At 46.9% G+C, this 23846-nt stretch carries 15 protein-coding genes; 4 read left to right on the forward strand and 11 right to left on the reverse strand.

Annotated elements, in window-relative coordinates; all coding sequences use genetic code 11:
* Nucleotides 1–107: 107 nt before the first annotated feature.
* The 7 genes from H6G03_RS16180 to H6G03_RS39275 form a co-directional block, all read right to left on the reverse strand.
* Nucleotides 108–6221, reverse strand: a complete 6114-nt coding sequence (locus H6G03_RS16180) for a hybrid sensor histidine kinase/response regulator (RefSeq protein ID WP_190465448.1) — start codon at nucleotides 6219–6221, stop codon at nucleotides 108–110.
* A 703-nt stretch (nucleotides 6222–6924) separates the two neighbouring features.
* Nucleotides 6925–9828 (reverse strand): methyl-accepting chemotaxis protein, encoded by a 2904-nt coding sequence (locus tag H6G03_RS16185; protein ID WP_190465450.1) that lies wholly within the window; start codon nucleotides 9826–9828, stop codon nucleotides 6925–6927.
* An 82-nt stretch (nucleotides 9829–9910) separates the two neighbouring features.
* The gene (locus tag H6G03_RS16190) at nucleotides 9911–10441 is read right to left on the reverse strand and encodes a chemotaxis protein CheW (protein WP_190465452.1); all 531 of its coding nucleotides are present in this window, start codon (nucleotides 10439–10441) and stop codon (nucleotides 9911–9913) included.
* A gap of 85 nt (nucleotides 10442–10526) precedes the next feature.
* Nucleotides 10527–10892 (reverse strand): response regulator, encoded by a 366-nt coding sequence (locus tag H6G03_RS16195; RefSeq protein WP_190465455.1) that lies wholly within the window; start codon nucleotides 10890–10892, stop codon nucleotides 10527–10529.
* A 40-nt stretch (nucleotides 10893–10932) separates the two neighbouring features.
* Nucleotides 10933–12162 carry an RNA-guided endonuclease InsQ/TnpB family protein gene (locus H6G03_RS16200; protein WP_190465457.1) on the reverse strand — a complete coding sequence of 410 codons (1230 nt, stop codon included), beginning with the start codon at nucleotides 12160–12162 and terminating at the stop codon, nucleotides 10933–10935.
* Nucleotides 12163–12565: 403 nt separating this feature from the next.
* Nucleotides 12566–13813 (reverse strand): response regulator, encoded by a 1248-nt coding sequence (locus H6G03_RS16210; protein ID WP_190465461.1) that lies wholly within the window; start codon nucleotides 13811–13813, stop codon nucleotides 12566–12568.
* A gap of 172 nt (nucleotides 13814–13985) precedes the next feature.
* The gene (locus H6G03_RS39275; RefSeq protein WP_190465467.1) at nucleotides 13986–14588 is read right to left on the reverse strand and encodes a group II intron maturase-specific domain-containing protein; all 603 of its coding nucleotides are present in this window, start codon (nucleotides 14586–14588) and stop codon (nucleotides 13986–13988) included.
* Nucleotides 14589–16038: 1450 nt separating this feature from the next.
* Here H6G03_RS39275 and hmpF point away from each other — a divergent pair.
* A complete protein-coding gene (gene hmpF, locus H6G03_RS16220) occupies nucleotides 16039–17802 on the forward strand; it encodes a pilus motility taxis protein HmpF (RefSeq protein ID WP_190465469.1) in 1764 nt (587 codons plus the stop codon).
* A 39-nt stretch (nucleotides 17803–17841) separates the two neighbouring features.
* On the opposite strand, the gene tilS is transcribed toward hmpF, so the two are convergent.
* Complete coding sequence (gene tilS, locus H6G03_RS16225; protein ID WP_190465471.1) at nucleotides 17842–18885, reverse strand: tRNA lysidine(34) synthetase TilS; 1044 nt, start codon at nucleotides 18883–18885, stop codon at nucleotides 17842–17844.
* Between the two features lie 139 nt (nucleotides 18886–19024).
* Here tilS and H6G03_RS16230 point away from each other — a divergent pair, with 139 nt between their 5' ends.
* Genes H6G03_RS16230 through H6G03_RS16240 form a run of 3 tightly spaced genes read left to right on the forward strand, consistent with a single transcriptional unit; the run spans nucleotide 19025 to nucleotide 21987 of the window.
* Nucleotides 19025–19177 carry a hypothetical protein gene (locus H6G03_RS16230; protein ID WP_190465472.1) on the forward strand — a complete coding sequence of 51 codons (153 nt, stop codon included), beginning with the start codon at nucleotides 19025–19027 and terminating at the stop codon, nucleotides 19175–19177.
* A 34-nt stretch (nucleotides 19178–19211) separates the two neighbouring features.
* On the forward strand, nucleotides 19212–20039 hold the full coding sequence (locus tag H6G03_RS16235) for a DUF928 domain-containing protein (RefSeq protein ID WP_190465474.1): 828 nt from the start codon (nucleotides 19212–19214) through the stop codon (nucleotides 20037–20039).
* A gap of 19 nt (nucleotides 20040–20058) precedes the next feature.
* A complete protein-coding gene (locus H6G03_RS16240) occupies nucleotides 20059–21987 on the forward strand; it encodes a CHASE2 domain-containing protein (RefSeq protein ID WP_190465476.1) in 1929 nt (642 codons plus the stop codon).
* Between the two features lie 131 nt (nucleotides 21988–22118).
* On the opposite strand, the gene H6G03_RS16245 is transcribed toward H6G03_RS16240, so the two are convergent.
* From H6G03_RS16245 to ccsB, 3 genes are all read right to left on the reverse strand, one after another.
* Nucleotides 22119–22496, reverse strand: coding sequence for a response regulator (locus H6G03_RS16245; protein WP_190465478.1), 378 nt, complete (start codon nucleotides 22494–22496; stop codon nucleotides 22119–22121).
* A 102-nt stretch (nucleotides 22497–22598) separates the two neighbouring features.
* The gene (locus H6G03_RS38835) at nucleotides 22599–22724 is read right to left on the reverse strand and encodes a hypothetical protein (RefSeq protein WP_255512236.1); all 126 of its coding nucleotides are present in this window, start codon (nucleotides 22722–22724) and stop codon (nucleotides 22599–22601) included.
* Complete coding sequence (gene ccsB / locus H6G03_RS16250; protein ID WP_190465480.1) at nucleotides 22721–23785, reverse strand: c-type cytochrome biogenesis protein CcsB; 1065 nt, start codon at nucleotides 23783–23785, stop codon at nucleotides 22721–22723. Before ccsB ends, H6G03_RS38835 begins: the two co-directional genes overlap by 4 nt.
* Nucleotides 23786–23846: the final 61 nt, after the last annotated feature.

Raw genomic sequence — 23846 nt, forward strand, 5'->3', positions numbered from 1 at the left:
AAGCGATCGCCCATCCAAACTTGAGAGCGATCGCACTCCAAAAGCAAAAGTAAAAAGCTATTGTCTTACTTTTGACTTTTGACTTTTGACTTTTGGCTTTTGACTTTTTAAGCGTTACTACTGCTAGTCACCAACACCTCACCCTTGAGCATCCGCGACGCTGCATCCAACAGAGCTTCTTCCAAATAAGGTTTGGTGAAGTAGCCCCTAGCACCGCGCTCAACTGCCATTTGGCGATGTTTTTCCGCACCGCGAGAAGTGAGCATAGCCACCGGCAAATGATTCAGGTCGGGGTCTTTCTGCAAGCGAGCGAGCAACTCCAGACCATCCATCCTGGGCATTTCGATATCGCAGAACACAATTTGGCAAGGCAGACCGGATCTGAGCTTATCCCAAGCTTCTTGACCGTCGCGAGCTTGTTCCACACGATATCCAGCTTTGTTGAACGTCATCGAGAGCAGTTCCCGCACCGTAATCGAATCGTCCACAATCAGCACAGTCGGCTGTTCCATGACCTTGTGGTCTTCCACCTGACCGGGATCTCGCGTCCACACAGGGTTGGTGTCTATACTAATCCGACCCAAGGACAAGTCGATCAGCTCCAGAACATCGCCGATAGGCATAATTCGCCCATCCCCCAGCACCGTAGCACCCGCGACGCCCAGCGGTTTGGGTATCGGCCCTTCCAATTGCTTAATGACGATTTCCTGTTCGCCCAAAACGCGATCGACTTGCAAAGCGATAAAGTTGCCAGCGCTACGCAGCACGACGATCGAAATCGTATCTTCTTCCTTTGTCCCACCGTAAACACTGCCCCGACCCAACTGGCGATTATAAGCCAGCAGCTCGCTGAGCGGTCGGAAAGGCAACACCATATCGCGCCAGGTAATACAGGGATTGCCTTCAGCATTAGTCTGAATGCGTTCTTTTTCAAGATCGAGCGCGTCTTCCACACCGTCCATCGGGAAAGCGATGCGAGCTTTGTCGCTGATGCAGCATAAAGCTTTGCAAATACTCAGCGTTAGAGGCAAGCGAATAGTAAAAGTAGTTCCCTTGCCGGCATTGGAATCTGTGGTAATGCTACCGCGAATTTCGCTCAACGATGTCAGCACCACATCCATCCCGATACCGCGACCCGCCAACAAGTCCGCCTCGTCCTTGGTACTGAAATTGGGATGGTAAATGAGTTGATAAGCATCGTGGCGAGACATCGCTTTCGCCTCGGCGGCTGTCATCAACCCTTTTTGTACAGCCTTTGCCTTCACCCGTTCCACATCAATACCCGCACCATCATCAGAGAAAGAAATCACCGTTTGGTTACCTTGGTGGAAAGCGCGGATCGTAATCCGACCGGTCGCCGGCTTACCCGCACGCTGCCGCACTTCTGGAGTTTCGATCCCGTGGGCGATCGCATTATTGACCAAGTGCTTCAGCGGGTCGGAAAAGTGTTCCAGAATCAACTTGTCGATCAGCGTCTCCCGCCCTTCAATGCGGATCTCCGCCTGCTTACCCGACTCAGCCGCTTTGTCCCGCACATGACGCATTAACGGAAATACCCGCTCGATCTCGCCAAACGGCACCATGCGGGCGCGAGTCAGACCTTCTTGCAGCTGCGTACTTACCTGGCGGAATTGACGACATACTTGGTCGGTTTCATCGCTGACGAATTCAATGTCAGACGTGGACTCCCGCACGCGCACAATTAGCTCGATCATCTCTTGGGAGAGCGTGTGGAAAGAAGTAAATCTGTCCATTTCCAACGGGTCGTAATCTGCTCCCGTTTGATGTCCGATCGTACCGCCATCAGAAGAAGAAGACATCAAAGCAGCGCGATAGTTCTTCCGGCTAGCTAACAGAGAAGCTTCCAAGAGCGATCGCTCGTACAGATCCTGCATTCTCGCTCCCACATCGCTCAGTTGCTGCACTTGGTTGAGCAAATTATCCAAACATTGCCGCAGCCTTTCTTGATCCTGCTCTAAGGTATTGCGGTTCACCACCAGTTCCCCAACCAAATTGCTGAGGTTATCCATGTGCTTGACAGGCACCTTCATTGTTTGTTCAAACCACGACCTCGCCGATCTCTTATTGGGCATAATCGGACTTGTTCTGGATTTTGACCCGCTTGCGCCACCGACAGGCTTGTCCACCTCCAATATCATTCGTTCCAGATCGGCAAACTCATCATCTGGCTTCTTGCCCTTTTCGACACCGCCGCTGGAAATGGGTGGCGTTACAGACCCTGGGGCAATTGTAGAACTCTTGGGTGAAAGAACCGGATCGCTTGAGAGCAAAGCTTCCAGATCGGCAAATTCATCACCGCCACCAAAATTGGCAACAGCGGGAGAAGAAGAAACGACCGTGTTTGCGATCGGTTTTTCCCGATCCAGCAGCGCTTCTAATTCAGCAAAATCGTCAAACAATCCATCGTTTCCGTCTACTTCTTCAGTTCCACCTAATACCTTGTCGTTGGCAGTTTCTGGCATTAAAGATGAAGCTGCAACGAAGTCTAGATCCATACCTTCAGCAGTTAGATCGCCATCGCCAAAATCAAAACTCGATTCCGAATCTAAAGATTCCGCACTTGACTCCAAACTTTCTAATTCAAGAGAAAAGTCTCCATCTTCCGGGTCTGAATTGGCAAATAAGTCCAGAAAATCGTCATTTTCTGACTCGCTTTCCCTTAAATTCTGTTTGACCGATTCTCCATTGTCATCATCATTAAATAAGTCATCTTCCAGCCATGCCAATGTCTCATCTTCTGGGCTGTCTTCTGCACCGACATTTAATGCCGCTGACGCAGCAACTAAAGGTAGCGATGTTAAATCTGATTCCCATTCACCGTCTAGTTGGAAATCGGTTTCGTTCCACCCATCAGTTAATTCCTCGGTTTGGGGAGTACCTGCAAAATCTATATCTGGCTCTGCTGCCACATCGGTGAATAAGCCTGCTTCCAAATCGGATGTTTCTGCCGCAAAAGCCATTTCTGTATCTGCAAGCGTTTCATCAAACGAATATTCGTTCTCTAACCCTCCATCCTCAAAGTTTTCGCTTTCTGACATTTCCAAGTCCAGCCAATTTTCTGCTGTACTAGCTTCTGGAATCAAGCTTAATTCCCGCTCTTGTTCGCTCGTTTCCAATTCCATCTCATCAGCAGACAATATGTTTAAGTCGCCCGCCGAATCAACTGTATTGAAACTAAAATCTTCTTGTTCGTTTGCTGTGCTGCTTTGGTTATCATCAAACGGATTTGCGAATAAGTCGTCTAGGAAATTATCTTCTGCCGTCTCCCAGTTTTCCAAACCTGTCTGAGTTGTTGTGGGGGTTTCTGCTGCAATACCCCAATTTCCGTCAAAAGACGCATCCAGATCGTTTAATCCACCATCTTCTAGCAGCAACGGTTGATTGTTGTAATCGTCAAATTGCGCCGTTGTTTCGTCATGGCGATCGCCAAAACTATCCCAATCCAATTGTGTACTTAAATCCGATCGATCGTTACTGAGTGCCGGGGCGGCCATATTTAAGCTTGTATCCCCAGTCCCGCTACCACCAAACAAATCAATGTTCCCGTCCGAATCAAAATCATCCAGCAATGAAGAAGTGTTGGTATCCGCCTCCACATCCAAATTCCAGAAAGTTTCACCGGAATTGTCCGCAAAAATATCTTCATAATCGGGCAATTGCGACGGTAATATTTTTAAATCGCCCTGAGAGTCAACTTCAGTTGAGAAAAAACCTTCATCCAACCCAGAATTTCCCACACCCAAATCCGGCTCTTCAAATGTTTCGCCCCAGAACTCGGTTGTGGTTTCGCGATCTAAGGAAAAGAAGTCATCTAAGCTGTCTGCCGTGCTTAGTTCCTGGCGAGATACCTGCCCTTGGCTTTTAACAGAAGACGCGGCAGGAGCTTGCTGCTTACCGCTAGATGCGATCGGCGAATCAACTGCAAGCGATCGTTCTGCGCCGATATCAAAATCCAACTCTTGACTTTCTGCAAATAAACTGGTATCAAAATCATCCGTTAGGTCAGCCAAATCCTCTATTTCTTCAGAACTGGTTTCTGCCTCCCAGTCCATCTCGGTTTCTTCTAAATTAAAAAGGTCTGACTCATCATTACTTTCAATTTGAGAATTTGAAACTTCCGATTCGATAGCGTTTGGCTGCACCGTTTCTGCATCTTCATCAATTGAAAAATCTAAACCCTCAAATTCAAACTCTAAATTTTCCTCCGCATAACTGCGCTTTTGAAATTGAGTATCGAAGTCTTGCGATACTGTCAACTCTGTAAGGGCTGCATCTTCCCATTCTTCATTCCAACCGTCAGTAGATTCCGTTGGTAATTCGTCTGAAATTTGCTCATCGTAGACTTCGGATTGAGAATTTATACTTGACTCTTGAGGAAATTCTTGCCAACTCAGGTCATTTTCATCTAAACCTGCGAACAATTCGCTGAGATTGTCTGCGCTTTCGGAAGATGCGATCGCGCTGGGGCGATGTTCGTCCTCGTTGACTGTTAAATTGAATTCATCGGCATCTCCGGATTCTGCAAAGCTGTCTTCTGACGATAAAGCTTCATCAAACAAGCCCAGAGCGTCATCTTCCTCTAGGTTTGTTGCCGCTCGTGTGTTGGGAACTTCCTCGAACAAATCGACGACTTCGCTTTCGCCATCAACATCATAGAGATCTTCCCCTCTCGGCACCGGGTCGCTGTTTTCTGCAAATATATCCTCATCAAATAGGCCAAGGGGGTCTTCTGCCTTTGACCTTGCCGAGTCAGCAGGTTTTTCTGTAATATCATCGAACAGATCCGCGAAATCATCTTCTGCATCTTCTGCATCGAGACGATCGAGTTGAAGATGATGCGTTATCGGTGCAGGCGATCTTTCTTCTGCAAACATTTCCTCATCAAACAAGCTGAGGTCATCATCGAATTCGCCAGATTCAAACGATCGACCTTCCGAGGAAACATCCTCAAATAAATCGGCAAATTCATTTTCCTCATCTCCATCTCCCTCGTTGACGAGTTGTGGAGCAGGCTCAACCGCAGCATCGGTAAGAATTTCTTCTTCTTGCCAAGCTGCATCGAGCTCCAAATCTGTCTCGAACAGATCCGCTAAAGTGTTCAGTTCTGCCGCGCCAACCTCCGGGCCAGTGGGGTCGGCGGTTTTAGCAGGGTGTGCCGTGGTGGAAGAATCGAAATTGCTAAATACCTTTTGCTGATGAGATTGGGCTTCTTCCGTTTCCCAAAATTGCGATGTGACAGAGCCAAAATCAGAATCATCCGCATCAAACCCACCGGAAAAGCCGAAGGGTTCGCTTAATTCTATTTGTGCCGCTAGTGGTTCGTCTAATGTACTTTCCGGCTCCGAACCGATCGAAAACAAATCGTCGAACTCATCGTCAGAGATTGCCGACGCAGGTTCGGGTTCTGGAATTATAGGCTGAAGTACTTGCAGTTGCGCCGACGCAGAGATTTCATTAGCGCGACCTGCCAAAACCAATTCTTGAGCTGCTTTAATTTCTTTAATAACAACAGGTGCCAGCGTGGTGTGAGAATGTTCGGCGTTGGCTAAAGCACCCTCGCACATCCGTAACAAGTTAATCCAGGTTGGCAAATTAAACTTTTCCCCAAGCGCAATCAAGCGATTGCAGCACTCTTGCAGCTCTTGACGGCTGTTCGGCCAAGACGGTGGTTTGAATAGCTGCAACATTTGCCGCAAAACTGCCATCACCTCTTGCCCAAAATCGGCAACATTTAGTGCTGGCAACTCGGAAGGTTTCGCTTTGCTCGGCGGGCGGCCCTGATTTCCTAACAAGTCGAGATGCTGTTTGAGTTCATCAAAGACCGGCTCGACATCCGACATGATATTTTCGCCCACATCCTCCGACAACCCAAAAGGCCCTTGCAGATGGTCTAAGAGCAACTGGAGGGTATCAAATACCCGCAAAAACAGGTTTTCCAGCTTTTGGTCAACTTTAATCGGACGTTCTTTAAGTTCTTTGAAATAGTCTTCCAGTCTGTGAGAAGTTTTTTGAATGCTGTGAATACCCAGCATTGCTGCCCCCCCTTTAACCGAGTGAGCAGCGCGAAAGACCTCGTTTACCATTTCCTGGTCATCAATGGTACTTTGCAGATTCAGCAAACCCTGTTGAATGGTATTGAGGTGATCTTTGGCTTCTTCAATGAAATAGCCTAGAATGCGCTGTTGTTGTTCCGGCAGCATAGCCATGTCCCCATAAGAGTGCTTGTTAGCGTGAGCGATCGCGTCAGCGTGCTGTCTGTGTGCTGAGTTTTCAATTTTAGTTTTTTGCCGACACTGTAGTTTTGGAAAAAAGTACTTTACTTTACGCTTTCTCGTGGTTACTCGGTACTCAGCACTGTAGCCGATAGCTCTAATTTATCCTAACGTCGCAATACCCATCACCTTATAGGGTAAGATGCGTCCGCCCTGACAGGGTTTTGAGGAATTGACCCCTGGCAGATGTGAGGTGCAACGGAACGATTGCTGGAGATTGATGAAGAATTATCTATTTCTCGGTTTGCAAACCTAGATTTTTAATACCTGTTTTTGTGCGGTATATTTTTGCGATCGTTATTATTCTTGACGCGATTCCGTAAAACTGCTTATTTTTGCCTCTCACCACTTAAGTATATACTTTTAAATTTATTGTGCCCAAAAACCTACTCCCAATTTCCATTAGTGATGCTGCACATTTGGGCGGATGAGGGAGAGAGAAAGCAAGAAAAAGAGATATCAAACGTTTGCAGTCAAACCGGATAAATAATCTAGAAAAGAAGAAAATGGAATTGGGAAAAAGGAAACAGACAGCAGAAAGTTGCGCTCTTTTCTGCTTTTAGGAGCGTTTTTGCGACTTATTGCTTTTGCTTTTGTGGTTTGACTTTTTACTTTTGCCTTCTTTTTCCCTTCATCTTTCTGGTGTTTCCACGCGGAACCGTTCAACGGATGTCAGTAAGTCTCTAGCAACACCAACCAAGTGTTGCAACGATCCCGATACCCGCTGCGCTTCTTGAGAAGTTTCTTGAGCGGTCAGCTCGACAGATTGGACAACTTGGGCCACGTTGTAGGAAGTTTGGGTCTGCTGGATGGTGTCGGCGGTAATCGAACGTACCAAGGCGTCAATGCGATTGGACACTTGAATGATGTCGTCGAGGCTGCGCTTGGACTGCTCTGCCCGTTTGGTAACTTCGATCACCTGCTGGGTGGCTTCTTCCATTGCGGTCATTACCGAACCGGTTTCGCTTTGGATTTGCAACACAATTTCTTCGATCGACTTGAGTGCTTTGGCCGATCTGTCTGCCAGCTGCCGCACTTCATCGGCGACGATCGCAAAACCCCGGCCCGCTTCTCCCGCCCTCGCGGCCTCAATACTGGCGTTGAGAGCCAACAAGTTAGTACGGGATGCGATTTGAGCGATCAAGGCAACTATTTTGGCAATTTCCTGGGACGATTCTGCCAAGCGCTTGACTTTTCGCGTAGTTTCTGCTACTGTTTCCCGAATCCCCAGAATACTGGCTACCGTTCGTTCCACAGCTTCACCGCCCTTAATAGCCATCACAGAAGCCGAGCGAGCCACATCTTCTGCTTGTTTGGCATTATCTGCAACTCGTCGGATCAACTCGGTCATGCCCTGCACCTGGTTCAAAGTCACCGCCAGTTCTTCCGCTTGCCGCAGCGCATCGGCAGACAGTTCGCGGGCAAACCGTTCGTTATCCGAGGAACCTTTATTAACTTGACGGGCTGCTATTTTCACCTGTTGCACGATATCGCGCAGGTTTTGAATGGTGAGGTTAAAGGCATCGGCGACGGCTCCCAGTACATCGGCAGTGACTTCTGCTTGCACGGTGAGGTCTCCTCTGGCAGCTCCTTCCACATCGTCCAGCAGTCGGATGACCTGACGTTGCAAATCTTCTTTCGCCTGCTCTTGCTCTTCGGCGCGGCGTTGTGCTTCGCTGGTTGTCGTGAGCATGATCCGGGTCATTTGATTGAACCCAGAAGCTAATTGACCGAGTTCATCTTCTGAGTAAACTGTGGCTTGGACGTTCAAATTGCCTTGAGAGACAGCATCGAACTGAGCTTGCAAATCGGCGGTGGCGCGGCGAATATGCTTTTCCGTCAACCCTCCCATCACCAAGCTAGTGCCAAAACCGATCGCTCCCGCAATACCGGCCATTGCCAAACCAGTCATTTGCAGTTGCACAAGAGCGTCATTGTTTTTTGGTTTGAATAGCTGTTGGCTGCCAAAGCTGATGGCGGCAACGGCGACAGCGGAGGTAAGACCGACAACGCCAGCAGTGATCCAGCGCTTGCGAGCCATTGGAGCGTTTTCAAAAAAAGCCAGCCAACCTTGCTCCACCGTGACGTTGGGTTCGAGGCTGCGGCTATCGGCGGGTTGGGGGATAAAAATGGGTGGCTCGGTGGTAGGAAAGATGTCATCATCACCAAAAGCCGAGCGATCGCTAGTATCGTTTATATCAGTTTGGATTCTACCGGTAGTCGGTTTGCTGACTCCTCCAAGCGTTCCGAACCCTGAAGCACTGCTGGCTGTACCTGCGAGGCTACCCGAATCTTGAATATTTTCAAAATCGGGTATATTGCCCAAATCGTCGTCAAATTCATCAAATTCTTCCAAAAATCCGATCGTTCCCGCACCCATTTGCGAGTCGGACGACCCCATCTGGGAGGATCTGTAAACGCTGTCATCGCTTGTGCCGCTATCTTCATCAAAAGCAGCGTCAAAAGCATTCATGTCAAAGTTGTTTTGAGCATTGTAGCCATTGCGATCGGCAGGACTAGACCATGAGGGGCGTAAATTTTGACCTGTCCCGTATGGCTTTTCTCCTCCTAACAAAATTGTTTCATCCTCAGCAACTGGGCGTCTGAAGTAGGAAGGCTCTGATGTTCCCCCATTTCTGCCCATTTGCGAGTGTGGCATTTCTCGATTTTGGGATGATGAATTATCGAAGTTTGGTGGCTCTTGAGCGGGTGTAAATGTTGATTCAAAATCCGAATCTACTCCAGGCGGGTAAAGTTCCTCGTCATAGGCACCTACACCGTAGTCAGTCGAGCTTTCTGCACCGAAGGGAGAAGATTCTTCCGGTAATTCCTCTGTTTGTGCATAGTTTTGCCAGTTTTGGTTTTGCTCCATTGAGAGCCATTCGGGAATCTCTTCGGATGACTCATCAGATTGCTCATCGCCATAGTATTGAGGCTCGGCGGCGTAACTTGGCGAGCTTTGAGAGCTGGCAAACGGGTCGATAAAAGCTGTTGCCTCTTCTGAGTAATTTTGGGAATCGTACTCATCGTTTGACTGGGCAAAAGGATTATCAAAGTTTTGGTCGAGCTGGGGCTGATAGAGATCGTCTACCTCATCGAGATTGAAACTTTGATAATCCGCTCCTGTACTCCCGTTAGCAGCAGCATATTCTTGTTGCCAATTATTTTGCTCCTCTGCATAGTCTGGACTATTGACCGCGTAGGTTGCGTTTCCCTCATAATCTTCTAGACTTTCCGGTTCTGTATCCGAGTCAGGAGGAGTTTCGCATTGGCTGACGTACTCCAAACCGTTGTTGGCATAGTTAACGTACTCGTCGTCATCCGTCAGAGTCAGCACCAATTCATACTGTTCTCGTGCTTGGTTATACTCTTGCAATCCGCAGCAGATATGACCGCGAAGCAGACGGATACCCGGATCGTCGGGAAAATCATTTACGAGTCGATCGACTATTTCTGCCGCCTGCTCGTAGTTGCCTTGCATATAGGCTGCTTCGGCCTGTTTATATTTTTGCTTATAATCCGTACTGGATGCCATTTGCGTCCTCCAAAAAATTAAAAATTAAAAATTAAAAATTAAAAATTTATTTTACCTTTTAATTTTTAATTTTTAATTAATTTTATGCTGCCCATCGTGCCGATCGCAGAATTGCCACTTGATCCAAGAGTCGCAAACACTGATTGCTTTCTGCATCTAACACCCACTCACCCCGCAGGAAAGGTGCCATACTATCCGGTGCATTGTTCGGCATCTGTACCAAGTCCACATCGAGCCAGTCCATCCCAACAATTTGGTCAACTGCCAACCCTAACATTGTGTCTTGATCTTCGACTGCGATCACCGGAATTTCTGGCCGATCGGTATTCAAGGGAGCTTGGTCTCCCAGAAATTGTCCCAGGTCAGCCACCCAAATCACCCTTCCCCTAAAGTTTAGAGTTCCCAAAAGTAAAGGAGAAGCGTTTGGTATGGGAGTAATCCGGTCGGGAGGTTGGGAAATAACCTCGCGGATGCCCGTTGCAGGCAGTGCCAGTTCCATACCAGAAGAAACGTAAAACCGCAAGTGCAGCTCGCCTTCAGGGCTTTCTAATTCCTGGAATTCCGGAGCCTGATCTTGGCCTCTGCCAGTTAAAAAGTCCGGACTTCCAACCATAACACCCTCCCTCGAAAGTCAAAATTTGAAAGTGAAAAGTCAAAAATTAATTCTTTACCGATAACCAATAAGGGTAGGTATTCGATTATCCCCGCAGGAGCTGTTTGACCGTTCCAATCAGTTCGGTGGGCTGAAACGGCTTAGCGATGTAGGCATCAGCTCCTTGTTTCATGCCCCAGTAGCGATCGAATTCTTCGCCTTTGGAAGAACACATTACCACAGGGACATTTTGGGTTTTCGGATCGGCCTTAAGGCGACGGCAAAGCTCGTAGCCGTTCATTCTGGGCATAACAATATCCAAAACTACTAAGTCAGGGCAGCGACCCTGAATGTATTCCATTGCTTCGACCCCATCGCTGGCCACGGTAACATTGAGTCCGCTTCCTTTGAGCAGCTCTGAGATCATCTCTCTTTGGGTAACGCTGTCTTCTACAACCAGAACTGTACTCATAACTTTATTACCTGATGCACTGGTTTATAAACTCAGTGAACTACCCAACGCTGACCTTCGGTACAGCGTGGGCTTCTGACTTCATGGGGGATTGCGTCAGCTTAGACTTGCGTCCTCGCTTCGGACTCACATCCCCTCCATCAGCAGCAGTCCTGGTTCCCAAGACCGATAGCATTCTGATGCCTTCTGCTCTGATATTGATTGCAGCGTTACCATCTCTATCGTGGTGAGTGCCACAACTAGGACAAATCCATGTCCTAACATCTAATGACATTTCACTTATCTGATAGTGACAGGTTGAGCAGAGTTTAGAACTAGGAAACCATCGGTCAATCTCTACCAGTACCTTACCTTCACGGTCTAGCTTGTATGAGAGAAAATTGACAAACATTCCCCAACCCACATCAGAAATTGCTTTAGCTAGTTTATGGTTACGAACCATGCCCTTGGTGTTTAGGCTTTCGACTACGATGACTTGGTTATCGTCAACAAGCTTCCTCGATAGCTTATGCAAGTAGTCAGTACGGACATTGCTAACTCGTTCGTGAACCCTAGCAACTAATCTTCTAGCTTTATCTCTTGACTTGCTTCCTTTCTCCTTTCTAGCTAATTTTTGCTGTTTCCTTTTCAGGTTGCGTTCATGCTTAGCTAGGTGCTTGGGATTGGCGTATTTAGACGTTTTAACCCCGTCATTGACAATGGCAAAATCCTTCAATCCCAAGTCAATACCTGCAACTTTTCCGTCTGTGCTAGGTGTCGGGCTATTTCCATCCATCTCCATCAACACGGAAGCATAATACCTGCCTGATGGAGTCATGCCCAGAGTTACAGTCTTGATTGCTCCTTCAATAGGTCGGTGAAGTTTGGCTTTGACTGTACCAACACGACCCGGAAACTTGAGACACCCATCAACTACCTTGACTGACTGCGGATACTGGATTGACTGCCTATTTTTCTTAGCTTTGAACCGAGGGTATTTAGCTCTACCTTCAAAGAAGTTTTTATAAGCAGTGACCAAGTTCAGTGTAGTAGCCTGCAAAACTTGCGAGTAACACTCAGACAGCCATTGTGTTTCTTCTTGTTTCTTGAGCTTTGGAAGGAATGTATTCAATGCAGACTGACTCAAACCTTTACCCGTTGTCTTGTAGGTTTCAATGCACAAATTGAGTGCATAGTTCCACCACCAACGAGCGCAACCAAAGTGCTGACTTAGTATCTTTTGTTGTTCAACTGTTGGATACAGCCTGACTTTGAAAGCTTGATGTTGCATAGATTCCCTCCTCTTACTATTATATGCAATCTCTACTAAGAATGCTCGGGTTGCTTGCAAATTTTACCGGGATTGACCGGATAAAATTTGCTTGGGGGGTGGCTGTATCCCATCGCTAAAATATCGGGCGCAACAACTGCGTTGTTTTAAATCGCCCTTATCTATAGCGAGGGACTTATCCACCCCCAAACCCCCATCAGTTAAAAGTAAGGCTGCATCGAGGTTAACGCTCATGCCTTGCTAATGACTAAAGTATCTCCCATTCTCATCCAATACCAATAGCGTACAATTAGCGCTATCGATCGGTATGTGAGCTTCTTCCGTCGTTAGCTTAGCAAGATAGTTAGACCAAGACCAAGCGATAGATGGGATGAGATTTACCCGAAAAGTCACTAGCAAGGATTTAGCGGTGCTTTGTGTCTACTTCTGCTATCTCTTCTTCTAACGCATTGAAAGAAAATTGGTCTGGTGTAGATGGATTGGCGTTACTGGGGCCTACGTACTTTTCTACGAGCATTAATAACTCGCTGTCGCCAAAGGGCTTTGTCAAGTAGTCAGTCGCACCGACCATGCGTGCTTTGACTCGATCGATAAAGCCATCTTTGCCGGTGAGCATCACGATCGGCGTTTGCCGGAAGGCTGTCGAGCGGCGCAACATGGCACAAATCTCGAATCCATCGAGTTCGGGCATGGCGATATCGCAAAGAATTAAGTCTGGCTTGATTTGAAAGACTAAACTGAGTGCTTTCAAGGGATTGTCGATCGCCGCAGCTGCATAACCGTGTTGTTTGAGGGTATATTCTACTGCTTTGCAGGTGGCAATGCCATCATCAATAAACACTATTCGAGGTACTCCCGTTGCTGGGTCGGGTATCAATTCCCGGTTGGCAGAGGAAAGAGCTGTCAAAGGAGAAACTAATTGTACCCAACCTTGTTGTAAATACGGATAAATGGCTCTTGCTACCGGTAAAATTTCTCGATTGAGATAGCGAGCCATTTGGCGAATGGAAGTTTTGCCATCAGCCCAATGCTCCAGGATTTTAAAGGTATTTTCTGGCAGTTTTTGGCGCAGCTGGGTAGAGTCTACAATTACCGGACACTGGTCGGGGGATTGGATGTGGGGGTGAAACTGCTTCCACTCCTGTACCTGTTTCATGATGTGGGTGACTAGCGGCCCTATTTCCAGGGTGGTAAGTTGCGGTTCCAGGGCTGGGCCTATTTCAAAGATAAATGCACCGTTGCGTAAGCTCAGCAGGTCAAACAGGGTTTCGCGTACCATACTTTGAATAATGCTGCGCCCTTGCGCGGGAGTCAGCGCGTGAGTTTCCAGTAAATTCCATAGGTAGCCGTATTCAGGGGCATTGATGGTCGCGATGGAGGGAACGCTGACGTTATCGAGAGCGCCATCTACTTTATAGCGGCGCACGTAATCGCGCAGGCGCGATAAACTGTTATCGCTATGCGCTGCGTAGGCAATTTGGCCGTTGAGAAAGAATACAATCCAAAACTGCTCTCGGTGTCGCGTCTTGGGATCGCGGTACATAGTTCGATCGCCACCGAACGCCTCTACTTCCAGGTATCCCGTTCGCTGACCTAACTCGATAAGTTGCAGAATACTGCGGATATCAATTTCATTCAACGTTCCCTGCATGGAACTATAGCGCTCTCCTGAAAAAGCTTTTTATCTAAAAACATAAGAGGAAATCTATTGGAGAGTCGATAGAGGTATTTCTACCTCTACCTCTCCTTCAGAACCGTGCGTGATAGTTTCCCATCACACGGCTCCTCTAAGTACTGGTCATTTGTCATTGATACCAGTTGCATTATCCATTATCACCGATGTTTTGGCGGTTAATATCTAATGCAGTTTTCTCGCCGTGGCAATGTTTGTGCAATAAATCAAGGTTATCGTATGTATCCTTGCCTCCCTCGACTCTAGGAGTCCTGTGGTCAACTTCGGTAATATCACCCGGTAGAAAGTGTAGACCACAGTGGGTACATTTGCCTTTCTGTCTGTTTAGCAACTTTTGTTTTCTGGCAGTTAAATCGCTGTAGTCTCCGAGTCTTTGTCCCCAATAAGTCCAGTTACCATCAAAGGGCGAACGGGTGTCCTGTACTTTGATGTGTCTAATGATTGGGGTTTCTGCGTGTTTGACGAGTTTAAACCTGTCCTCCGTTTCAAAGCTCCAACCATTCCGCCAGTATTTATCCTTGTTAATGCTGCCTTTTCCTCTCTTTTTTGCCCATCTTCTTAATTTAGACCAGATTTGGCAGTCACAGCTTGAAAAGGTTTCCTTAGAACTGACTGGGGCGTAATAGTTACACCATCCCCTGATGGTTGGATTTAATTCCTTCATCAGTGGAGCTTGCGGGCTGTTCTGGTGTTTCTTGATTATTTCACCAATCTTCTCTAGGTGTTTTAACACCTTTTCCTTTTGGGGTTTGATGAGAGGATTATGTCCTAAGTTAATACCCTTGTTGCATACCGCTCTGTATTTACCTACTTTATATTGGCGAGAGTTATTGCCTAAGAAGTTGAAACCCTCTGACGTGGTTACAATTCGAGTTTTAGACTGGGTATCCTACCTAAAAATCGACCTTTTAGGAGCCGTCTAGCGCTTTACTTAGTTCCTGATGCCCATATTTACTGTTTTAGGGTGTCACTATTCAGCGGATTTCTTTCAAAGATGTAATCGGTCTAACGCCAATTAGCCGATTCTTTATCCTTGCCTTTTGGCTTGGGTTATCAGCCTTATTTACCCATCACTATTGACGATGATTCTGACGTGACTTCCTTTCGTACCTATGACAGTCTGCTCGACAGTTACCAAGTTAGGTTCTTAGTAGTCTGCCTTTCCACCCAAGCTTAGGTCGCCTCTGACTGAGGGTGAGGGTGGTGCTTTTACTCCACATCTCTGGAGAGAAGGGCTTACACATTCATGGGCATCAAGTTGTCAAGGTTCGGTTTTCCGTATTTTCTGTACGGTATCCTCCTCTTGTAGTCCCTACCTGGGTATTAGTACTCAGTTCCAGGGAACTAACGAATCGCACAGACGTATTTAGTCTAGGTTAAAATTTAACGTAGTTGCCAACACCACCTTCTCTGTGCTTTCCTCTTGGTAAGCCAGTTATAAATAATTTTCGCATTTTCCAGGTAGCAAATTTCAAAGTTTGAGTGCGTCGCGCTGCTGAGTGCAAGCAGGAGTGGTAGCGGGGAGTCGGTAGTCGGTAATGGGATGATTTTCCTCAACTTACTACCTACTTCAACGATATAACGCCGCAACTTGAGCTAGTATGACTCAAAGGAGGCAAAGCTTTAACTCCTTTGAGTGATCGAAAATTTTGGGTGTGAAACCCCGTCCTTCTAGGACGGCTTTACATGATAAAATCAAGTAGGCCACAAAGACCTCAGTTAGCGGGTGAAACTCCCAGTGGCGGGACGTTCTGGTTAAAAGGCTTTCAGTCGAAATGACTGAATCGCTACTCTGTACTCCAGTTTCAGCCCTCACAAGCAAAGATAATTGAGCCAGTGAAGCAACAAACATACTTAAAGTAGACCCAATGGTGAGTTTACGCACTGCCGGAGGAAGTAGGCGCAATTGACACCGCGCATCGCACGACACTGGGATTCGAGTCGGTACGGTCTTGGGAGTTGTGGTTCGAGTAATGCCATTCTGGTATCTCCTTTGAAAGAATTTCCGCACATAAGAGGGCGGAGAGTGTCAAACAATATACATGAGCGCTCAATAGACAACTGAGTACAGATTGTTTTGAATACGCAGTCTGCCTAAACTGGGTTTAGGCAGATAAACTAAATTTTCCGGGGAAGGTTTAGCCTGCCAAGAAAGCCCCAGACACATCAAGAGGACAATCGGCGTGCTGTATCTAGCGGAAGTACAGAAACAGAAACAGTTAATGAGTGTTAAAACTGACCTCAAACTGCTAGCTTGTCAGCGAGGGGAAAGCTGGAGCGCAGTGCCGGGTGAGGAAATTATTCCCGCTCCCCCTGATGAAGCGAATAAATATGGTGAGGGTGCGTTGGTGCTAGTCGATCTGTCAGGAAATCGACAGGTGCAGCGCATTAATCCGGGGCGGGATCTGGTTCCGATTTTGCAAAATTTCTCCCGGTTGCAAGAAAAATATAAAAATAAGGAAGAAGAAATCGAACAGTGGAAGGAGTCGCTGACGTATCAGGCTCAGGAGCTGAATCGCCGGGAGATGGAAATCCAGGCACGGCAAGAACAGCTCGAGCAAATGGAGGGGGAATTTGAGCGGTTTGAGCAGCAACGTCAGGAAATTGATAGCTCTCGCGAGGAAGCGGAAAGGCTGCGGGAAGAGATCGATCGCAATCGTCAGGAGCTAGAGGGAGCTTGGGCTCATTTACGGGGTGAGCAAGAGCGGGTAAAGCAGATGGAGGCTGAGTATCAGCCAAAAACAGCTATAGATGATGACCAGGCACACCGAATACAAGATTTGCTAAACCGGATGTACGAAGCGATCGCATCACCCCAAGCTGTACAGGAACAACTAAATTTGGCGTTCGAGATTTTTGGCCAACAACAGGCAGATCTGGACAAACACTGGCAGCAACTAGAGCAACAGCGATCGTCTGCACAAGTTCTCCAAGATCGGGTAGACAGCCAAGGTAACAACCTTCAAAATCGTTGGCAACAGTGGGAGCAAGATAGAGAAACTCTCGCTCAAGCCCGTTCAAAGCTAACTGTACAGCATAAGGATCTGGAACTCAAGCAAGAGCAAGCTCAGAAGCTGAGTCTTCAGTTGCGGACTCAAGAAGACTTGCTTCAGCAAGTTCAGCGTATGGCGGCAATGTCTTCTGATGTCAAGATCGGCCAAAAAATTGATGTGGAAGCGCTGGAAAAGATTTCTCTGCCGGAACTTCAGACAATCGTACAAAGCCAGAAGCAGGAATTGGAAAAGGCAAAGCGGTTTCTGAGCGATCAGGAAGAAGAGCTGGAATTGCAGCGCCAAACTATTGCAGAATTGCAACAGAAGATTCGACAGGCGGGCGATTACGATCGCCCCCCATTGCAAGCAGAACTGGCAGATGAGCAGGATCGCTATCAGATCCTAGAAGACTCTGTTGTGGGTTCGCGCCGGACTGTGCGCGAGCGAGAAGAAATCTTCAGTCAGCACCAGCGGGTGCTGCGCCGTCGCCAAGGGATGCCAGAAACGGATGTCCAAGATAATCAAAAGATCGATCTCGGCCCAGTGCTGACGCAGCTGGAGTCTTCCAGACAACAATTGGCTGAGGAATTGCAAAAGCTGGAAAGGGATATCGAGCAAATGCGCTTGAATATTCAGCAAGCTCAGAGTATGATCGACCATCAAACTCAAGAGCAGGTCAACCAACGTCAGGAATTGCAAACGAGCGAGCAGAATTTGCTTTCGCAGCGGGCATTAGTGGCGGAAACTTGGGGTAGGTTGAAGCTGTATGAAGAAATGTTGCAGCCGGTACAGGATAAGCTGAATGAGTTGCGGCAGAGGTTAGAGGCGATCGCTGGTATGCTGGGTCAAATTCAGGAAAGCGGCGACTATCAACACCACGCTATTGCGGAAATGCGGAAGATTTTCTTCAATATTATGCCCAGTCATTTGCAACAACAATTGGTAGCGTCTTGAGAAGTCAAAAGTCAAAAGTCAAAAGTCAAAAAGACCGATTTACTTGGGGTGGAGATCGTTTTTAGTGTTGACTTTGAGGCAGATGCGATCGCGATCGACTTGTGCGATCGCACCTCCAGGAAATGGATCGGTGCGAGATCTGTTGGGGGCGGCAATTAAAGCGGTCAACTTTTCTACTTGGTCGAAGCTGGGGGCGATCGCTAAGGTTTGTTGTATAAATTGCCGCATAACTCGCCGTTGCAAGGCTAGGGGTGCTGTACGCAAGACGATCCGATTTAGGCAATTGGGAATTGACGATTGGAGATCGAGATCTTCTACCCCACTCCCCCCCTCCAGAGCCTGAAGCAGCAACTGACGAGCCGCATCTTCTAGATATTCGACTTCTGCTTGTAAAAGTTCGGCTGTTTGGGCTAGGGCTTGTTCGACTTGGGGATTGAAGTTTTGCTGCAAGTATGGTATGATGTTATGCCGAATGCGATTGCGGGCATATTTCAAATCTTGATTGGTGGAATCTTCCCAGATGGGAAGTTGCATTTCCTGACAAAATTGACCAGTTTGGGCGCGGGTGAATTGGAGGAGGGGACGCACTAGCTGCAAATAGTCGGTGAGAGGACGTTGCCAGGTGAGGCTTTGCAGGCCATCTGCACCGCTACCGCGAATGAGGTTGTAAAGGAGAGTTTCGGCCCGATCGCTCGCTGTGTGACCTGTGACGATGTAGTGGAAGTCGTTTTGTTCGGCGATCGCACTTAAAGCTCGGTAACGCCATTCTCGCGCTGCGGCTTCGCTGTTCAATAGTCGATCGGCTGTTTGTTTGTAGAAAGGTAATTGCCAAATTTTCGCTAATGCTTCGACATGGTTAGCATTAGCTTCCGAGTCCGATCGCCAACGATGATCGCAATGGGCAATTCCTAAATGCCAATTCCATTTTAACTGTAAATCTAATAATAATTTAGCCAAACAAAGCGAATCTTGTCCGCCGGATACTGCCACTAATAAACGTTGAGAACGAGGCAACAATTGCCGTTGTCGCAAAGTGATATGTAGCTGGGCGTGGAGAGATGACCAAGAGGAGCTTTTTAGCATCACCCTAAAGAAATAAGTAATTTTGCATAGATGAGGAAAATGTATCGAATGATTAAAACTCCTCAATAACTGTGTTAAGACAGATATTAGCGAAAAAATTAGGTAATATTTTCATCTGCCATAGGGGAGAGATTGGGGCATGGCATCTACCGGGAATCGTGGGTTTTGTGTTGTTTCGGCGAGCGCGGGTATTGCGGGTGCGATCGGCTTCATTCCAGCCGTCACAGCACAGCCGATTATACCACCAAACGACGGCACTCCCATCCATATTACTCGGCAGCTTTTACAATGATTGGTAGTCCTTGGTAAATTACTTGTTCGTAAATATGAAAAATTTTAGTTTTAACCAGTTATTATTTTTTGTGGCTGTCTGTTTAGGAGCGGCTGTTTTACTTCGCTTTGTAACGCAATTACAAGCACCTGCATTGGCTAAACAAGCCACATCTCGCGAAGCTATAGACGAAGTAATTCGGATCGATTTCGAGCCTCCTCCTGACGCACCTGGAGAACCGAAACAAAGCGCACCGGGGGGAACTCGCGGCAAATGCAAACAGAGCGAAAACTCACCCGATCCAACTCTAACTCTTTTAATCCCTGCCAGCAGTCAAGTACGAACAATTGCAGAACATCCCACATTTTTTGTTTATGTACCGTCAACTTCCGCACAGTCGGGAGAGCTTGTCATTAAAGAGAAAATAAATCCAGACGAAACTCAAGTGATTTACCAGAAAATTTTTCCTCTCACAGGTATTCCCGGTATTGCGAGTTTCACACTACCCGATCATGCAAATAAGTTAGAAATTGGCAAGAATTACCAGTGGTCATTCGCTCTAATTTGCAATTCTGAAGATCGCTCGGGCGATTTGGTGAGATTTGCGACGATCGAGCGCACTGAAATTAGTCCAAATCTAGCCAAACAACTGGAAAATGCCAAGCCTATAGAGCGTGCGGCTTTGTATGCAAAAAACGGCATTTGGCCAGAAACTTTAATAACTTTAGCTGAACTCAGGCGTTCTCAACCGGAAAATTCATCGTTAAAAATTATGTGGGAAGAATTGCTAAAATCAGAGTCGGTAAAACTCACGGATATCGCTGAAGAACCGCTAGTGGAATGTTGTAAACCACAGGAATTGAATTCTACTACCAATCAATAAGTGTTGACCGCGAACCGAAATGTGGAAAAATTGTCAGCAAGTTTTTTCTGAATGGCGGGGAGTACTAATTACATCGCCAAGTGTGGCAATATTTCTAATTGTCTTGCGTTGGGGAGGATTTTTACAGCTATTAGAATTGACTGCTTACGATCGCTTTTTTCGCTGGCGTCCTCCTGAGCCTACAGATTCGCGCATTGCACTTGTAGAAATTAATGAATCTGATATCAGAAAAGCAGGTCAGTGGCCAATCTCCGATCGCGTTTTAGCTGAATTGCTGAATAAGATAAAACAGCAAAAACCTAGAGCAATTGGTTTGGATATTTATCGAGATTTGCGGGTAGAACCCGGTCACGAAGAACTGGTTAAAGTTTTTAAAACTACACCCAATTTAATCGGAATTCAAAAAGTAGTTAAAGATGCGTATGGTGAGTCTCTTGCGCCACCGCCAATTTTGGATAAACTAGGCCAAGTTGGTGCTTCTAATATGTTGTTAGATGAAGATGGCAAAGTCCGTAGAGCTTTGCTGTCTGTAAAACCCAAGCATAGCAAAACTATATATAGTTTTTCAGCGCAATTAGCTTTAATTTATCTAAAGGCAGAAGGAATTAAGCTACAAGTTATTGATGCTAATAAGGCCAAAATCGATCTGGGTAAAGCTGTATTTGTACCGTTGAGGGGAAATGAGGGCGGTTATGTGGGAGCCGATACAGGTGGCTATCAAATATTATTTAATTATCGCAGTCATCACTGTAGATTGAGTTTACAAAAACAATGTCATGTTTTTCCTACTGTGTCGATGACGGAAGTGTTGGAGGATCGGATACCGCCCGATTTTATGCGATCGCGCATTGTCTTGATCGGTGCCAGCGCAGAAAGCCTCAAGGATCGCTTCTTTTCTCCCTACAGTAACAGTTATCTAACCGCACGAACTGGTGTCGAAATTCATGCCGATCTCGTCAGCCAAATCATAAGTGCAGCAATAGATGGGCGACCCTTAATTCAAGTTTGGGAAGATTCTGTAGAGGCGATGTGGATTGTCTTTTGGTCATTTGTGGGGGCAACATTAGGCTGGGTGTTTCTACGTATAAGATGGAAAGTTGCCAGCATTTTCTTGGCTGGGAGTATTCTAACTGCAAGCTGTTATGTTGCTTTTCTAGGAGGGTGGTGGATACCTGTTATACCTCCACTGCTAGCCTTATTTGGATCTGGGGTTACGATCGCAGTATACATTGCTTATTTGGAACGACAAGACCGACAAGCTATTATGAATTTGTTGGGTCAGCACGTTACACCAAAAATTGCCCAAGCTGTTTGGCGAGATCGTCACCAATTGCTGAAAGAAGGGCAGCTGATGGGCCAAAAAATGACGGCAACTGTGCTATTTACCGATTTGAAAGGCTTTACGGGTATTAGCGAACGAACAGATCCAGAAACTCTGATGTCTTGGCTGAATGAATACATGAGTGCGATGTCTCAGATTATTCTCGATCGCGATGGGGTAATCGATAAATTTATTGGTGATGCGATTATGGCGGTGTTTGGCGTCCCCATTCCCAGTACCACACCAGAAGCGATCGCGAAAGAAGCGATCTCAGCTGTATCTTGCGCTTTGGATATGGCGACAAAAGTGCGATCGCTCAATCAGCAATGGCAAGCGCAAAAACGCCCAACAGTATCGATGCGAGTGGGAATTGCTACCGGCACAGTCGTCGCGGGTAGTTTGGGCAGTTACAAACGGCTAAACTATACAACTATCGGAGACAGCGTGAATGTAGCGGCTAGATTGGAAAGTTACGATAAGTCGATCGATGGGGGTATTTGTCGGATTTTGATCGACGAAGAAACCTATGGATATATCCAGGGTATATTTCCCACTCAATTTATAGGTAGCGTGCAACTAAAAGGACGAGAACAGCCAGTCAAAATTTACCAAGTTTTGAGCGAATAATTATTGTATTTTCACCATTTGTTAGTGGTTATTCGTAACGAACAATGAACAATAATAAAATTTAACTATGCCTAATTACACTCAGACATTCAGAATTACATTTCTAATTTTATTGCATTCAACTCGATTTTCTATTGGTTAGGTACTTTTTTCAAGAGTTTTTTGATAGTTTGAATCAGATCTGCTGGTTGAAAAGGTTTAGTTATATAAGCATCTGCACCTTGCTTGAGACCCCAATAATGATCGAATTGTTCGCTCTTACTGGTACACATTAGCACAGGTATGTTACGTTCTTTTAAGTTAGTTTTCACCCAACGGCAGAGTTCGTAGCCATTCATACGGGGCATAACGATATCGGTGATCACTAAATCCGGACACTTAGCCTGTATTTTTTCGATTGCCTCGATGCCGTCACACGCCTCGACAACTTGTAAACCTTTGCTTCTGAGCAAATCGGAAACCATTGAACGAACGGTGGGACTGTCATCGACCAGCAAAACTGTAATCATGAGTTTGTTTTGATTGGTTAGGCGCTATTAGGATAGCTTGTTAATACTTAAAATACTGTATCTGTGAGCCAGATTTTCCATAAGTTTGCAAAAAGTAAGCGGTCAAGCTGGAATGAAAAGCTGACCGCTTGTAACTAAACTCACATCTTGCATCCAGGATTTCGTTCCCAGGTTGAATCTGGGAACGAGAATAAAGCCGATCGCCATTAATTCTAGGGAGTGATTCAAAAGAACCAACCGTAGCTGTGTAATCCTTTGCCCAACAGATTGACACCGAGATAGCAAACCCAGACGACTGCAAAACCGGTCGCAGCCAAAATTGCCGGACGTCTACCTTGCCAACCGCGAGTGATGCGGGCGTGGAGATAGGCGGCAAATACCAGCCAAGTGATTAAGGCCCAAGTTTCTTTAGGGTCCCAGCTCCAGTAAGAACCCCAGGCTTCGTTTGCCCAGACAGCACCGGCAATAATGCCAATTGTGAGCAGAGGAAATCCCAATCCAATGACGCGATAGCTGATGTTATCGAGGGTTTCGACTAAGCTGAGGCGCTGGGGTGAGAGCGGTTCGGCTCGATCGACTTTCTGTGTCGGTTTGGTTTCTACTTTGTTGAGAACAGCTGTTTTAGCACTACCGTTAAGGTCAACCCCCGCGTCAGCGCGTGCGATAAACAGGGGAGTAGCTGATTGTGGAGATGTTTCGCGAACAACCTCGACACCGGAACGGCGCAACTGGTAGTTTGCGCTGCGAAAGCTTCCCGTACCGATCGAACTACCCCGCAGTTCGATATTTTGTCCGCGAGTGACGACGAGAAATGCGATCGCCAGCAGCGACCCCACCATCAAAGCCGCATAGCTGAGCATCATAACGCTGACGTGCATCATCAGCCAATTGGACTTGAGGGCGGGTACGAGGGGTTCTGCCGACTGCATTGGTGCTGGCAGGGTCATGGTAGCAAAAGCCGTAATCCCCATTGCCACCGGTGCTGTAGCCACCCCCACCAAACGACTGCGGCTCATATTTTCCGCAATTAAATGGATGGCGGTAATTCCCCAAGTGAGGAAAAAGAGAGATTCATACAAATTACTGAGGGGAAAGTAACCCGCTTCCCACCAGCGTGCGCCTAACAAACAAGCAATGCACATATTTGCGATCGCCATCCCAGATGTTCCCAAGGCTGGTAGATACGGGATGCCAGGAAAAGCAGCGCCTCCCCAATAAATCAGCATCGTGACGAATAGCACCGCAAAGCTGGCATTATCCAGCCAATTCTGGAGTACAACCAAATCCATAAGTTCCTGTGTTCTCCCCAATCCTTTTGATGACTCAATTTTGTATAGTACAGTCTTTATT

It is taken from the genome of Aerosakkonema funiforme FACHB-1375 (assembly GCF_014696265.1).
GTDB lineage: Bacteria > Cyanobacteriota > Cyanobacteriia > Cyanobacteriales > Aerosakkonemataceae > Aerosakkonema > Aerosakkonema funiforme_A.